Here is a 12562-nt window from a genome sequence, read left to right as displayed (position 1 = left end):
CTCCACCGGCCTGCGCGGTGCCCATCGCGGTGCGCACGTTGTACTGGCTGAACACGCGCTCGACCGCCACCACGTCCGGCCGGTGCAGCTCCAGCCAGCGCTCCACGGCGTCGGCCACCGCGAGCAGCCGCACCGAGAGATCAGCCTCGACCGGGGTGCGCACCACGTCGACGGCGACGCACCGAACCGTCCGGCCCGCGCCCCCGTCCACGACCGCGATGCCGCACCGGGTCAGTCCGGGATCGACACCCAGCACCCGCACTCGTCCGCTCCCGTCCGTGAACACTCGTTCGAGACCCTAGGCGGCTCCGGTCGGCGGGCGGCTGACCGACACGCGGATGCGGTCAGGAACTCGTGCGGGGAATGCGGATCGGCGCCTCGATCAGCTCGGGCGCCAGGCGGGAGCCGTCCGGGCGCAGCCACGGGTCGTTCGGCGCGCCCTCCGGATCGACCCGCCAGTCCCGGCACACCGTGGGCAGCTTGACCGGATAGATGGTCAGGGTGCCGGACCCGTCGATGTGCATCCGCAGGAAACCCTTGTGGTCCTCGATGCTCTGCGCGGCGAACGCCTCGTTCAGGTTGATCGAGAACCCGCTCGCCACCAGCAGGTAACCGGCGACCAGCTCGGCATCCAGGAACCCGATCACCACCGGGGTGCCGATCGCCACGATGGCGATGATCGTGAGGTCGGCCCCGATGCCGGGCGGCATCGCGCCGTCCAGCCAGCGGATCACCAGCGCCCAGCCGACGCTCAGCGCCAGGTGCGCGGTCGCGTGCAGGACCCCGGCCAGGGTGTTGGTCTTGGCGCTCTTGGGCAGGTCGATCCGGGCGAACGCGATGCCGCCGAGCACCAGGACGACGGCCACGAGCACGGCCGGCGCCCAGCCGGCGAGCAGCCGGAAGGTGCCGCCGCCCGACTCGGCGATGCCGAGCAGCACCGCGAGGGTCATCGCGGTCTGCGCGATGCCGGTCATGGTCCAGAACCCGGGGTTGCGCCAGGGCAACGCGAACACGCCGCCGGCGAGCATCCGCGACCTCGCCTTGTCCGGGTAGGCGGTGACCAGGTCGAACCGCTTCGACTCGGGGGCCCGCACCCGGGTGTGCGGCGCCGGCAGTTCGATCTCCTCCGGCAGCTTGTGCGTCGCCGACAGGTAGGCGCCGCCGAGACCGCAGGTGATCCGCGCCCCGGTGCCGCCGCGCTCGGCGTAGCGCGCGTAGTGGTGCCGGTCGCCGGTCAGCATCACCCGGATCTCGGCGCCCCTGGACCGCACGATCTCCCGGTTGAAGAACTCGATCGTGTCGTAGCCCTTGGACTCCCCGCCCGAACCGGCCGCCACCCAGGACGGCGACGACGTGCACAAGATGATCGCGTCGCCCTCCCGCAGGTCCTCGGAGACCCGCCGGAAGTACTCCAGCTGCGGCGCGTCGACATAGTCGTCGAACTGGGTGTCGATGGCCAACAGCCACCACCGCTGCGGCAGCTGCACGGCGAAGTAGCTGCGGGTCTGCTCGGTCTTCCAGCCGCCGAACGGCCGGCGCTGGGCGAACACCCGCAGGAAAGCGGTCAGTCCGTCGTACCAGTCGTGGTTGCCCGGCAACGCGAACAGGGTCGGCGGCACCCCGTGCGGCACCGGCAGAGCGGCCCGGTAGACGCCCTTGCTGCGGTCCTCGTAGGCCCGGGTGGACGCGGCCGGGTAGACCTGGTCACCGCCCATCACCAGCAGCCGGCCGCGCGGCAGCTTGCCGGCCTCCGGCACCTCGAGGGTCTCGGCGGCCAGCAGCGAGGCGACCGAGAACGTGGCGTCGAACCCGTCGCCGAGATCGGCGACATGATCCAGCCACAGCTCGGTTCCGGAGTCGTGCCGGTGCACGACCGCCGGCAGGCTGCCCTGCAGCTCCCGCTTGTCCGCGAACGACCCGAAGATCGCGGCCAACAGGGACTGGGCACCCGTCCTGATCAGCACGCCGGGGGCCAGCCACCGCACCGCGGGCTGCGGCGAGAACCCCAGCTCCGTCTCGGACATGTCGGTCGGGCGCGGCCGGGCGACCGGCGCCTCGACCGGCGGGACCGGATCGCTGATCGCCACCTGCCGAGCCTCCTCGAACCTGACGTCGGGCCACGAATGCTAGTGATTGGATCGCGCCGGGTAAGCACCGCGTAACCTCGCCACGTGCCAGATCCGCAGGACCCCGGACAGATCGCGACGGAGTTGGGGATGCGGGAACTGGCCGGCGAAGGCGGCCGGTGGAGCCAGAGCTGGCGGGACGGGCGCTGCTCGGCGATCTACTACCTGCTGGTGGCGCCGGACTTCTCGGCACTGCACCGGCTGGACCGCCTGGAGATCTACAGCTACCACGCGGGCGCCCCGGCCCGGCTGCTCCTGCTCGACGGCGATCGGGTCAGCGAGCCGGTGCTCGGCCCGGACCTCGCCGCAGGTCAGCGGCCGCAGGTCGTCGTGCCGTCCGGCGTCTGGCAGGGCTCGACCACGTTGGGCGAGTGGACCCTGATGGGCACCGTGGTGGTGCCGCCCTACACCGACGACTGTGTGACCTTCGCCGACGCCGGCCTGCTGGGTGCGCGCTATCCGGCGCATGCCGCGCGGATCCGCGCGCTCTGCCGCTAGCAGGTGGCCCGGACCGGTTCCAGCTCCCGGGTGAAGAACGCCCGAAGCGGCCCGCGGTGCGCCGCCTCGCTGCTCCAGTCGTGCTCGATGTTCTCCGCCACGTGGTGCTCGGCGACCAGCGAGCCGCGCCGGTAGTGCCGAACCACCGGGTGCAGCGAGGCGTCCGATCCGTACTCCAGGGTCATGGTGAAGATGCTCTCCCGAGCGCCCAACCGGCCCTCGTGGACATAGTCGACCGGCAGCTCCTCGTAGTACGCGGCATCGACGCCCTCGGGCACCACCACGTCGCACAGCCGGCCGAACTGCTGCCACAGCGCCGAGGTGCGGTTGGCCCGGCACAGCAGGGCGACCATCAGCGTCTCCGCTTCGGCCGGTAAACCCCTTGGGGGCCAGGGAATTCCGTGGTAGCGCTGCTCCAGGATCCGGTGCAGGGCCTTGATGCAGTACCGGAAGCCGTGGATGAAGCCGGTGGTGGACCTGCGGAAGTCCCGCACCTGCATGAGCGTGCCGGCGAAGTAGAGATCGGGCACGTTGACCGACTCCCACTCCGAGGTCAGCGCCGGGAACCGGTCGTCGAGCACCAGCTCCGGCCGGCACCCTTCGGCGAATATCGAGTTGTCGAACCGGAATCCGGTGCAGACGATCACCCGGTCGTAGTGGATCCGCTCGGCCACCTCGCCGGCCCGGGACAGGCTGACGGTGACCAGGTAGCCGTCGCCGTTCGGCTCGATGCGCAGCACCTGACCCTCGAGCAGGGCCTCGCGCAGGTGTCCGGCGTGGTGGCTGCGCCAGGCCATGCCGGTCGAGGTCGGCCCGGCCAGATGGATCACCGCGGCGGTCTCGACGAGGTTCTCGGCGGTCTCGAAGGCTGAACTGCCTTTTCCGACGATCAATACCCGCTGATCGAGAAAATCTCTCGGATTCACCGTCACGGTGCCATACAGCTCGGCCGTCTCTATGCCGGGAATGCCTGGCACGTAAGGCTTCGCCGGACCCGTGGCGACGACCAGCAGGGGCGCCTCATACACGGATCCGTTCTGGTCGACCACCCGGAAATACTCCGCCCGGGTGACCCGAGTAACCCGGGCGCCGTAATGAATATTGAGCCCAAGTGCCTCGGCGAAGTCACTGAGGTATCGGACCATCACGTCCGCGTTCGGGAAATACCGCTCGGTGTACCGGGGGAACAGCAGCCGCTCCCGGTCGGAAAGCAGCGAGTTCCAGTCCATCCGGAGGTTGAGCTCCGGGTCAGTGGAACCGGTGTGGGACTTGTTGATTGACATCAGTTGCCGATGCCGGGGGAAGGTGCGGAAGAACGTTCCAGCAGTGGGGCCGGCTTCGAGGATCAGATAGTCCCGGCCGGCCCGTTCGAGGAAGTAGCCCAACTGCAGGCCCGCGGGACCGGCGCCGATGATGAGATAGTCGGTTCTCGTGACCATGAGCCGCCTCCCAGTCCGCGCCAAGCTCACCCCCTGCGCGCATTTACGGCGGTGGGCCAGAAACGGTTCAGGGCTTCACGCAAATATTTGGGCGAACTCAGGCTATGGCCCGTCCACCCCTGGAATCCAGCTTTCCGGCTGTCCGCTCTGGGTGAGAACCGGTTGCCAGTCGGCAAAACCACCGGGCGCGTCCGCCTGCCACGGCCAGGCGCCCTGCGGCGTGGCCACGATCAGTTGCACCGCCGGGAACTCGCCCTGCGGGTAGACCAGCAGCGCGCTGCCGAAGAACTCGGGGTAGTGGCCACGCATGACCCGCTCGAACACCACCGGCGCGTTGTCGAAGAAGTCCTGGTAGGGCCGGCCGAGCGCGAACCGCTCCCCCGCCTTTGCCCGCCGCAGGTAGCCGTCCAGCAGGGTCCGCCCCGCCCCGTCGGGCAACCCGATGACGACCCCTTCCGGCACGCCGAGGTTGCGCCACGCCCCCACGGAGAAGACGTAACCCGCCCCGTGCCGGTCCGCCTCCACCTCGACGGTGGCATAGCCGAACCGCTCCCCCTGCTCGACCAACCACGCCCGCAGCCGCTCCTGCTCCTGCGGCAGTTCCGCACTCACCGGGTCAGGCATCCACCGCTTCCATGACCTCGTCGGAGACGTCGAAGTTGGCGTAGACGTTCTGGACGTCGTCGCAGTCCTCCAGGGCGTCGATCAGGCGGAAGACCTTGCGGGCGCCGTCGACGTCGAGTGGGACGCTCACCGAGGGCAGGAAGCTGGCGTCGGCGGACTCGTAGTCGTAGCCCGCCGACTGCAGGGCGCTGCGCACGCTGACCAGGTCGGTGGCCTCGGAGACCACCTCGAAGGTCTCGCCGAGGTCGTTGACCTCCTCGGCGCCCGCGTCCAGGACCGCCATCAGGACGTCGTCCTCGGACAGGCCGCTCTTGGGCAGGATCACCACGCCCTTGCGGTTGAACAGGTACGACACCGAGCCGGGGTCGGCCATCGAGCCGCCGTTGCGGGTCATGGCGGTGCGCACCTCGCCCGCCGCCCGGTTGCGGTTGTCGGTCAGGCACTCGATCAGCACCGCGACCCCGTTGGGCCCGTACCCCTCATACATGATCGTCTGCCAGTCGGCGCCGCCCGCCTCCTCACCGCCGCCGCGCTTGCGGGCGCGCTCGATGTTGTCCTGCGGCACCGAGCTCTTCTTGGCCTTCTGGATGGCGTCGAACAGCGTCGGGTTGCCTTCCGGATCGCCCCCGCCGGTCCGCGCGGCGACCTCGATGTTCTTGATCAGCTTCGCGAACAGCTTGCCCCGCTTGGCATCGAGGGCGGCCTTCTTGTGCTTGGTGGTGGCCCACTTTGAGTGGCCGCTCATCTCTCCTCCGATACGTCCTGACGAGTCAGGCGGCAGCGCGGACCATCTCCACGAAGAGGCGGTGCACCCGGGTGTCCCCGGTCAGCTCCGGATGGAACGCCGTGGCGAGCGTGGCCCCCTGCCGAACCGCAACGATCCTACCGGCGGCGGCCGCGGCGCTCGGCACGTCGGGCACCCTGGCGAGTACCTCGACCTCGGCCGACGCCGACTCGACCCACGGGGCGCGGATGAACACCGCCCGGAGCGGCCCGCCGGTCACCCCGGTGACGTCCAGGTCTTCCTCGAAGGAGTCCACCTGCCGGCCGAAGGCGTTGCGCCGGACGGTGATGTCCAGCCCGCCGAGCTGGTTCTGGTCCGGCCGGCCGTCCAGCACGGTGCTGGCCAGCAGGATCATGCCGGCGCACGAGCCGTAGGTGGGCAACCCGTCGGCGATCCGCTTGCGCAGCGGGTCCAGCAGTTCGAACGTGTCCAGCAGTCGCGAGATCGTGGTGGACTCCCCGCCCGGGATCACCAGACCGTCCACCTCGGACAGCTCGCTCTCGCGGCGCACGGCCAGGAAGTCCGCCCCGCTCGCGTCCAGGGCGTGCGCGTGCTCGCGCACGTCACCCTGCAGAGCGAGCACACCGACCAGCGGTCGAAGCACCGTCGCCACCTCCGTTTCCAGCGTAAACGTCATCCCACGCCGAGCAGCCGCAGCCCGGCGGTCACCCCGGCGGCGGCCACCACCACGACCACGAAGGGCGCCCGGCGCCAGGCCAGCACCCCGCCCGCCAGGACGCCTGCCGGCAGCGCCCAGCCGGCGAACCGCTGCCCGTCCATCACCGCGGCCGTGGCCACGAGGGCGAACAGCAGCACCACCGCCGAGATGGACAGCAGCGTCCGGACCCGGTCCGGCAGCACGATCCGGTCCCGCAGCAGCGGGCCGGCCACCCGGAAGGCATAGGTGCCGACCGCGAGCACCAGCACCGCGACGATGCTCATGAGGGCACCGCCGTCCGCCGGGGCACGGCCACCACCAGGCCGGCCAGCGCCAGCAGCAGCGGCACTCCGGGCGGCAGGAACGGGCTTGCCGCCAGCGCGACCGCGGCGCCGAGCAGGGCCGCCCGGCGGGTGTCCCGGTCCTTCAGCCCGGGCAGCACCAGGGCCAGCAGCGCGGCCGGGAACGCCGCGTCCAGGCCCAGTGCCGCCGGGTCGCCGATCGCCGTCCCGGCCAGGGCGCCGGCCGCGGTGCCCAGGTTCCAGACGACGAACAGCACTGTCCCGGTCGCCCAGAACGCCGCCCGGCCGCGGACCTGGTCCCGCTGCGCCATCGCGAAGGCCACCGACTCGTCGGTCATCAGATGGCTGCCGACCAGCCGGCCCAGCCGGCCGCGCCCGACCAGGTCGCCGATCGCCAGACCGAACGGCAGGTGCCGGGCGTTGAGCAGCAGGCCGCCGAACACCGCCGCCAGTGGACTGCCACCGGCCGCGATCACGCCGACCGCCAGGAACTGCGCTCCCCCCGCGAAGACCAGCAGGGACAGCGCACACGGCAGCCACAGCGGCAGGCCGGCGGACACCGCGATGGCACCGAACGACGCGCCGATCACGACGTCCGCGGCGGCCAGAGCCAGCACGTCGCGGACCACTTCTCGGTCCAGGGTTCGCCACATCGAACGCATGTCTTTTACAATGAACGGTAGAGAGGTCGTTCGTCAAGTCGAACGATCGGACCGCTCTACCGAACACGAGGCGTTCATGGACGAACCCGATCCGCTGCACCGCGGCGCCCCCCTCGACGTGATCGCGCACGCCCTGCGTCGCGAACGGGCCCGGGTCGGCCTGTCCCTGTCCGAGGTGGCCAAGCGGGCCGGCGTCGCCAAGTCGACCCTCTCCCAGCTCGAGTCCGGTGTCGGCAACCCCAGCGTGGAGACCCTGTGGGCGCTGTCCGGCGCGCTCGACGTGCCGTTCAGCCGGCTGGTCGACCCGCCGCGGCCCCGGGTCCAGGTGATCCGGGCCGGCGAGGGACCGGGCGTGCACTCCGAGCGGGCCGACTACGTGGCCACCCTGCTGGCGTCCTGCCCGCCCAACGCGCGCCGGGACATCTACCTGATCAACGCCGAACCCGGCCAGGCCAAGGCGTCCGAACCGCACATGCCCGGGGTGGTCGAGCACGTCGTGCTCGCCGCCGGACGGGCACTGGTCGGTCTCGCCGAGGATCCGGTGGAGCTGGCCCCCGGCGACTACGTGGCCTATCCCGGAGACCTCGCGCACGTGTTCCAGGCCCTGGAGCCGGGCACCTCGGCGGTGATGATCTCCGAGCACGTCTAGATCAAGATCTACCAGCCGCGCTCGGCCAGGCGGTGCGGCTCCGGGAGCTCCTCGACGTTGATGCCGACCATCGCCTCGCCGAGCCCGCGGGAGACCTTGGCGATCACGTCCGGGTCGTCGTGGAACGTGGTGGCCTTGACGATGGCCTCCGCCCGCCGGGCCGGGTCGCCGGACTTGAAGATGCCCGAACCGACGAACACGCCCTCGGCGCCGAGCTGCATCATCATCGCCGCGTCGGCCGGGGTGGCGATGCCGCCCGCGGTGAACAGCACGACCGGCAGCTTGCCCAGCTCGGCCACCTCGCGGACCAGCTCGTAGGGCGCCTGCAGCTCCTTGGCCGCGACGTAGAGCTCATCCGCCGACATCGACGTGAGCCTGCGGATCTCGCCGCGGATCTGCCGCATGTGCGTGGTCGCGTTGGACACGTCGCCGGTGCCCGCCTCGCCCTTGGAGCGGATCATGGCCGCACCCTCGGTGATCCGGCGCAGCGCCTCGCCGAGGTTGGTCGCCCCGCACACGAACGGCACGGTGAACTGCCACTTGTCGATGTGGTTGGCGTAGTCGGCCGGGGTGAGCACCTCGGACTCGTCGACGTAGTCGACCCCGAGCGACTGCAGGACCTGCGCCTCGACGAAGTGGCCGATGCGCGCCTTGGCCATCACCGGGATGGACACCGTGTTGATGATCGCTTCGATCAGATCGGGGTCGCTCATCCGCGCGACGCCGCCCTGGGCCCGGATGTCGGCCGGCACCCGCTCCAGCGCCATCACCGCGACCGCGCCCGCGTCCTCGGCGATCTTGGCCTGGTCGGCCGTGACCACGTCCATGATCACGCCGCCCTTGAGCATCTCCGCCATGCCACGCTTGACGCGCGCGGTGCCGATCTGGGCCGGGGTTGCCTGAACGTCAGACACTGTTGACCTTCCAATTCTGCTAACCGTGGACTTCCCTGACCTCATGTTACGGGCGACGTGGACTCTTCAACCGGGCCAATCCCAGGCGTAATCGCCAGGCCACTATCGAGTGCCGGCCCCGTTGCTACGAGCGAGTGGTGAACGCTGGGAGGACTTGTCCTGAACAGGCATACGGTGTGGGATCGACCACATTGTTCTCCGGGGATTCCCCAGACAGCGCGGTCTCGTTCGGGAGGTTGAGTCACATGGCAGCTAAAGGCACCGACAACGGTGACGGCGGAGCTGCGGTCGCTGTAGACGATCCCGCCAAGGTGCGCAACATCGTCCTGGTCGGCCCGTCCGGCTCGGGCAAGACCACGTTGACCGAGGCGCTGCTCACCGCGGCGGGAGTGATCTCGCGAGCCGGATCCGTCACCGACGGCACCACCGTGTGCGACCACGACCCGGCAGCGGTGCGGCAGCAGCGCTCGGTCGGGCTGGCCGTCGCGCCGCTGATGCACAACGGCGTCAAGATCAACCTGATCGACACGCCGGGCTACGCGGACTTCGTGGGCGAGGTCCGGGCCGGACTGCGCGCGGCGGACGCCGCCCTGTTCGTGGTGAGCGCCGCCGAGGGCGTGGACCCGGCGACCACCGCGTTGTGGGAGGAGTGCGCCGCGGTCGGGATGCCGAGGGCCGTCGTGATCGCCCGGCTCGACCACCAGCGCGCGGATCTCGCCGCCGAGCTGGCCGCCTGCCAGGAGGCGTTCGGCGCCGGTGTGATGCCCCTGTACCTGCCGGCCTCCGGGGGGAAGCCGGGCCTGATCGGGCTGATCACCCAGCGGTACTTCGACTACTCCGGCGGGTTTCCGCCGAACGTCGGCGACCCGGACCCGGCCGACCTCGCCGAGATCACTGACGCCCGCAACGCGCTCATCGAGGGGATCATCGCCGAGAGCGAGGACGAGTCCCTGATGGACCGCTACCTCGAGGGCGAGGACATCGAGGCGGACACGCTGGTCTCCGACCTCGAGACCGCGGTCGCGCGCGGCTCCTTCCACCCGGTGATCCCGGTCTCCGCGATGACCGGCGTCGGGCTCGCCGAGGTCCTTGAGGCGCTGGCCGGCGCGTTCCCCTCGCCGCTGGAGCACCCCATCCCCGACGTGACCGATCCACAGGGCAACCCGCAGAACGAGCTCAAAGCCGATCCCGGCGGGCCGCTGGCGGCCGAGGTGATCCGTACCTCGGTCGACTCCTACGTCGGCCGGGTCTCGCTGGTCCGGGTGTTCTCCGGAACGCTGCGGCCGGAGCGACCGGTGCACGTGTCCGGCCATGGCATGGCCGAGCGCGGGCACGAGGACCACGACGTGGACGAGCGGGTGGCGCACATCTACTCGCCGCTCGGGGCGAACCTGCGCGAGGTGCCGTACTGCGTGGCCGGCGACGTGTGCGCGCTGACCAAGGTCACCTCGGCGGAGACCGGCGACACCGTGTCCGCGCCGGACAAGCCGCTCCTGATGCGGCCGTGGCAGATGCCCGAGCCGCTGCTGCCCGTGGCCATCATCGCCAAGACCAGAAGCGACGAGGATGCCCTGTCCCGCAACCTCAACCGGCTGGTCGCCGGTGACCCGACGCTGCGTCTGGAGCGCAACGCCGAGACCCACCAACTGGTGCTGTGGTGCATGGGTGAGGCGCACGCCGACGTGGTGCTGGCGCGGCTGCGGGCCGGCGGAGCCGACGTGGACACCGAGCCGGTCAAGATCGCGCTGCGCGAGACGTTCGCCACCAAGGCACGCGGTCACGGCCGGCATGTCAAGCAGTCCGGCGGCCACGGTCAGTACGCCGTGTGCGACATCGAGGTCGAGCCGTTGCCGGTCGGCGCCGGGTTCGAGTTCCTGGACAAGGTCGTCGGCGGCGCGGTGCCCCACCAGTTCATCGGCAGCGTGGAGAAGGGCGTGCGGGCCCAGCTGGTCAAGGGTCTGCAGGCGGGTTTCCCGGTGGTGGACATCCGGGTCACGCTGTTCGACGGCAAGGCGCACAGCGTGGACTCCTCCGACGCCGCGTTCCAGACCGCGGGCTCGCTGGCACTCAAGGACGCCGCCAGCAACGGCCGGATCTCGCTGCTCGAGCCGATCGACGAGGTCGAGGTGCGGCTGCCGGACGACCACCTGGGCACGGTGCTGGGCGACCTGTCCAGCCGACGCGGCCGGGTGCTCGGCACCGAGGCGGACGCCGCGGCGGGGTACAGCAAGGTGCGCGCCGAGGTTCCGGCCACCGCGCTGCTCCGCTACGCCATCGACCTGCGCTCGATGACGTCCGGCTCGGCGACCTTCACCCGCTCTTTCGTCCGGTTCGACCCGCTGCCCGACTCCTTGGCCGCGTCGGCGCTCGCGAAGGAGAAGGACTGACCTTTCCTACCGGACGGTGCGCACGGTGCCGTCCCACGGGGTGGTGCGCAGCTCGGGCAACAACTCGCCGAGCTGCACCGGGTAGACGGTCTCTCTGGTGGAGCGCAGTTCCTCGGCGCTCCACCAGCGGTGGCCGTCGACCACCCGGCGCTCGACGTCGGTGAAGCCCGCGGTGCTCACCTGCGGCTCGGCCGGCGTGCCGTTGGCCGGCGGCAGGCTGGCCAGGAAGAACCACTCCTCGCCGTCGTAGGTGCGCCCGTCGAAGCTGAACACGACCCGGCGCCGCCACATCGGGCCGACCAGCTCGTCGTCCGGAAGCACGATCCCGGTCTCCTCGGCGAGCTCCCGGGCGGCCGCGGTGCGCAGGTTCTCCCCCGGCTCCACGCCGCCGCCCACGGTGAACCACCACGACTCGCCGGCCCGCCGGGGATCGTGGCCGTTGAACAGCAGCACCCGGCCGGCGTCGTCGAGCAGCACCACCCGGGCCGCCGGGCGGGGCATCGGCGCGGCGTCCGGCTCACCGGCCAGGGCCGGCTCGACGATCTCGAAGTACTCCGGCCGCGGCGCGTTGCCGGCTAACTTGAGCCAGCGCGCTGCCCGGCGGCGGCGCTGCGCCAGGGTGTCCCGCACGGCGTCGTTGTGCACCCGGCGGGCGATCACCACCCGCTGCTCGGCGTCCACCAGTTCGGTGGCCAGGGCCAGCGGCAGGTGCGCCCGGTCGACCGCCGCGAGTTGCAGCGTGAGGTCGTTCTCGGTGGCCTCGCGGTCCATCCGCGCCGACTGCTCGGCCCGCTCCGCCGCCACCCGCAGGGTGTCCGCGCCGCGCTGGTCGAGCAGTCCGGCGGCGGCCACCGCCCGGGCCACCACCGCGCGCCGGGCCAGCGCCGCATCCAGGGCAGCCCAGGCCGCGTCGGTCCGCACGTGCAGCCGGTCGAGCCGGTTGGCGGTGCGCATCAGCCAGCCGGCCAGGATCAGAACGATCACCACGGCCAGGGTTGTGATCACCAGCGTCATGCCAACGCGATCCTTTCTCCCCCGCCGAGCACGGTCATGCCGGCAGTCCGGACTCGCCCACCCGCCGCGGATCCGCGGCTATCGCCTGTTCGTAGACCCGCAGCACCTGACCGGCAACCACCGTCCAGTCGTATGCCGCGACCCGGCGCCGGCCGGCCGCGGCCAGTGCCGTCCGGCGGCCGGGGTCGGTCAGGAGGTCGCACAGCGCACCGGCCAGCGCGGCCGGGTCGCCGACCGGGGTGAGCACCCCGGCCCGCCCGTCGTCGAGCACGCGCCGGAACGCGTTGAGGTCGCTCGCGACCACCGGCGCCCCGGCCGACATCGCCTCGGTGAGGATGATCCCGAAGCTCTCCCCGCCGGTGTTCGGCGCGACGTACAGGTTCGCCGAGGCCAGCAGCTCCCCGCGGGTCTGCTCGTCCACCAGGCCCAGGAACGTCACCGAGTCGCGAGCCTCGCGCGCCTCGCGGGCCAGCGTGCGCCGGACGGCGTCCGCGTCGCCGCGCCC

Annotated in this window: 14 protein-coding genes; 3 read left to right on the top strand and 11 right to left on the bottom strand. The window is 71.2% G+C overall.

All coding sequences use genetic code 11. From position 1 onward, the window contains the following. Positions 1 to 262 (bottom strand): crossover junction endodeoxyribonuclease RuvC (locus tag VFO68_RS20430; RefSeq protein WP_325159939.1); only part of this gene is annotated, 262 nt, incomplete at its 3' end. Positions 263 to 344: 82 nt separating this feature from the next. Further along, positions 345 to 2087: a metallophosphoesterase gene (locus tag VFO68_RS20425; RefSeq protein ID WP_325159938.1), complete on the bottom strand. Its 1743-nt coding sequence runs from the start codon at positions 2085 to 2087 to the stop codon at positions 345 to 347. 84 nt (positions 2088 to 2171) lie between these two features. On the opposite strand from VFO68_RS20425, the gene VFO68_RS20420 reads away from it, so the two are divergent. Beyond that, positions 2172 to 2624, top strand: a complete 453-nt coding sequence (locus tag VFO68_RS20420) for a cupin domain-containing protein (protein WP_414635537.1) — start codon at positions 2172 to 2174, stop codon at positions 2622 to 2624. Here VFO68_RS20420 and VFO68_RS20415 read toward each other — a convergent pair. From VFO68_RS20415 to VFO68_RS20390, 6 genes are all read right to left on the bottom strand, one after another. Next, entirely contained in the window at positions 2621 to 4063 is a 1443-nt protein-coding gene (locus VFO68_RS20415; RefSeq protein WP_325159937.1) for an NAD(P)-binding domain-containing protein, read from the bottom strand. The two genes, VFO68_RS20420 and VFO68_RS20415, sit on opposite strands and share 4 nt — an antisense overlap. Positions 4064 to 4165: 102 nt before the next feature. Continuing rightward, positions 4166 to 4687, bottom strand: coding sequence for a DUF4262 domain-containing protein (locus VFO68_RS20410; RefSeq protein ID WP_325159936.1), 522 nt, complete (start codon positions 4685 to 4687; stop codon positions 4166 to 4168). After that, on the bottom strand, positions 4680 to 5432 hold the full coding sequence (locus VFO68_RS20405; RefSeq protein ID WP_325159935.1) for a YebC/PmpR family DNA-binding transcriptional regulator: 753 nt from the start codon (positions 5430 to 5432) through the stop codon (positions 4680 to 4682). The genes VFO68_RS20410 and VFO68_RS20405 overlap by 8 nt, the downstream gene beginning before the upstream one ends. A 25-nt stretch (positions 5433 to 5457) precedes the next feature. Further along, a complete protein-coding gene (pdxT, locus tag VFO68_RS20400; protein ID WP_325159934.1) occupies positions 5458 to 6108 on the bottom strand; it encodes a pyridoxal 5'-phosphate synthase glutaminase subunit PdxT in 651 nt (216 codons plus the stop codon). Beyond that, positions 6105 to 6413, bottom strand: a complete 309-nt coding sequence (locus VFO68_RS20395; protein WP_325159933.1) for an AzlD domain-containing protein — start codon at positions 6411 to 6413, stop codon at positions 6105 to 6107. Before VFO68_RS20395 ends, pdxT begins: the two co-directional genes overlap by 4 nt. Next, entirely contained in the window at positions 6410 to 7093 is a 684-nt protein-coding gene (locus VFO68_RS20390; protein ID WP_325159932.1) for an AzlC family ABC transporter permease, read from the bottom strand. Before VFO68_RS20390 ends, VFO68_RS20395 begins: the two co-directional genes overlap by 4 nt. Positions 7094 to 7169: 76 nt before the next feature. Between VFO68_RS20390 and VFO68_RS20385 the strand changes: the two genes are divergently transcribed. Next, complete coding sequence (locus VFO68_RS20385) at positions 7170 to 7742, top strand: XRE family transcriptional regulator (protein WP_325159931.1); 573 nt, start codon at positions 7170 to 7172, stop codon at positions 7740 to 7742. 8 nt (positions 7743 to 7750) lie between these two features. On the opposite strand, the gene pdxS is transcribed toward VFO68_RS20385, so the two are convergent. Further along, a complete protein-coding gene (gene pdxS, locus VFO68_RS20380; protein WP_414635536.1) occupies positions 7751 to 8701 on the bottom strand; it encodes a pyridoxal 5'-phosphate synthase lyase subunit PdxS in 951 nt (316 codons plus the stop codon). Between the two features lie 200 nt (positions 8702 to 8901). Here pdxS and VFO68_RS20375 point away from each other — a divergent pair, with 200 nt between their 5' ends. Beyond that, complete coding sequence (locus VFO68_RS20375; RefSeq protein WP_325159929.1) at positions 8902 to 11043, top strand: elongation factor G-like protein EF-G2; 2142 nt, start codon at positions 8902 to 8904, stop codon at positions 11041 to 11043. Positions 11044 to 11049: 6 nt separating this feature from the next. On the opposite strand, the gene VFO68_RS20370 is transcribed toward VFO68_RS20375, so the two are convergent. Together VFO68_RS20370 and VFO68_RS20365 are read right to left on the bottom strand one after the other, a co-directional pair. After that, a complete protein-coding gene (locus tag VFO68_RS20370; RefSeq protein WP_325159928.1) occupies positions 11050 to 12057 on the bottom strand; it encodes an NUDIX hydrolase in 1008 nt (335 codons plus the stop codon). 34 nt (positions 12058 to 12091) lie between these two features. Further along, positions 12092 to 12562 (bottom strand): glycosyltransferase family 4 protein (locus VFO68_RS20365; RefSeq protein WP_325159927.1); only part of this gene is annotated, 471 nt, incomplete at its 5' end.

Source organism: Actinophytocola sp. (assembly GCF_035712165.1).
GTDB lineage: Bacteria > Actinomycetota > Actinomycetes > Mycobacteriales > Pseudonocardiaceae > DASYTH01.
This window is presented reverse-complemented; position numbering and strand designations above follow the sequence as displayed.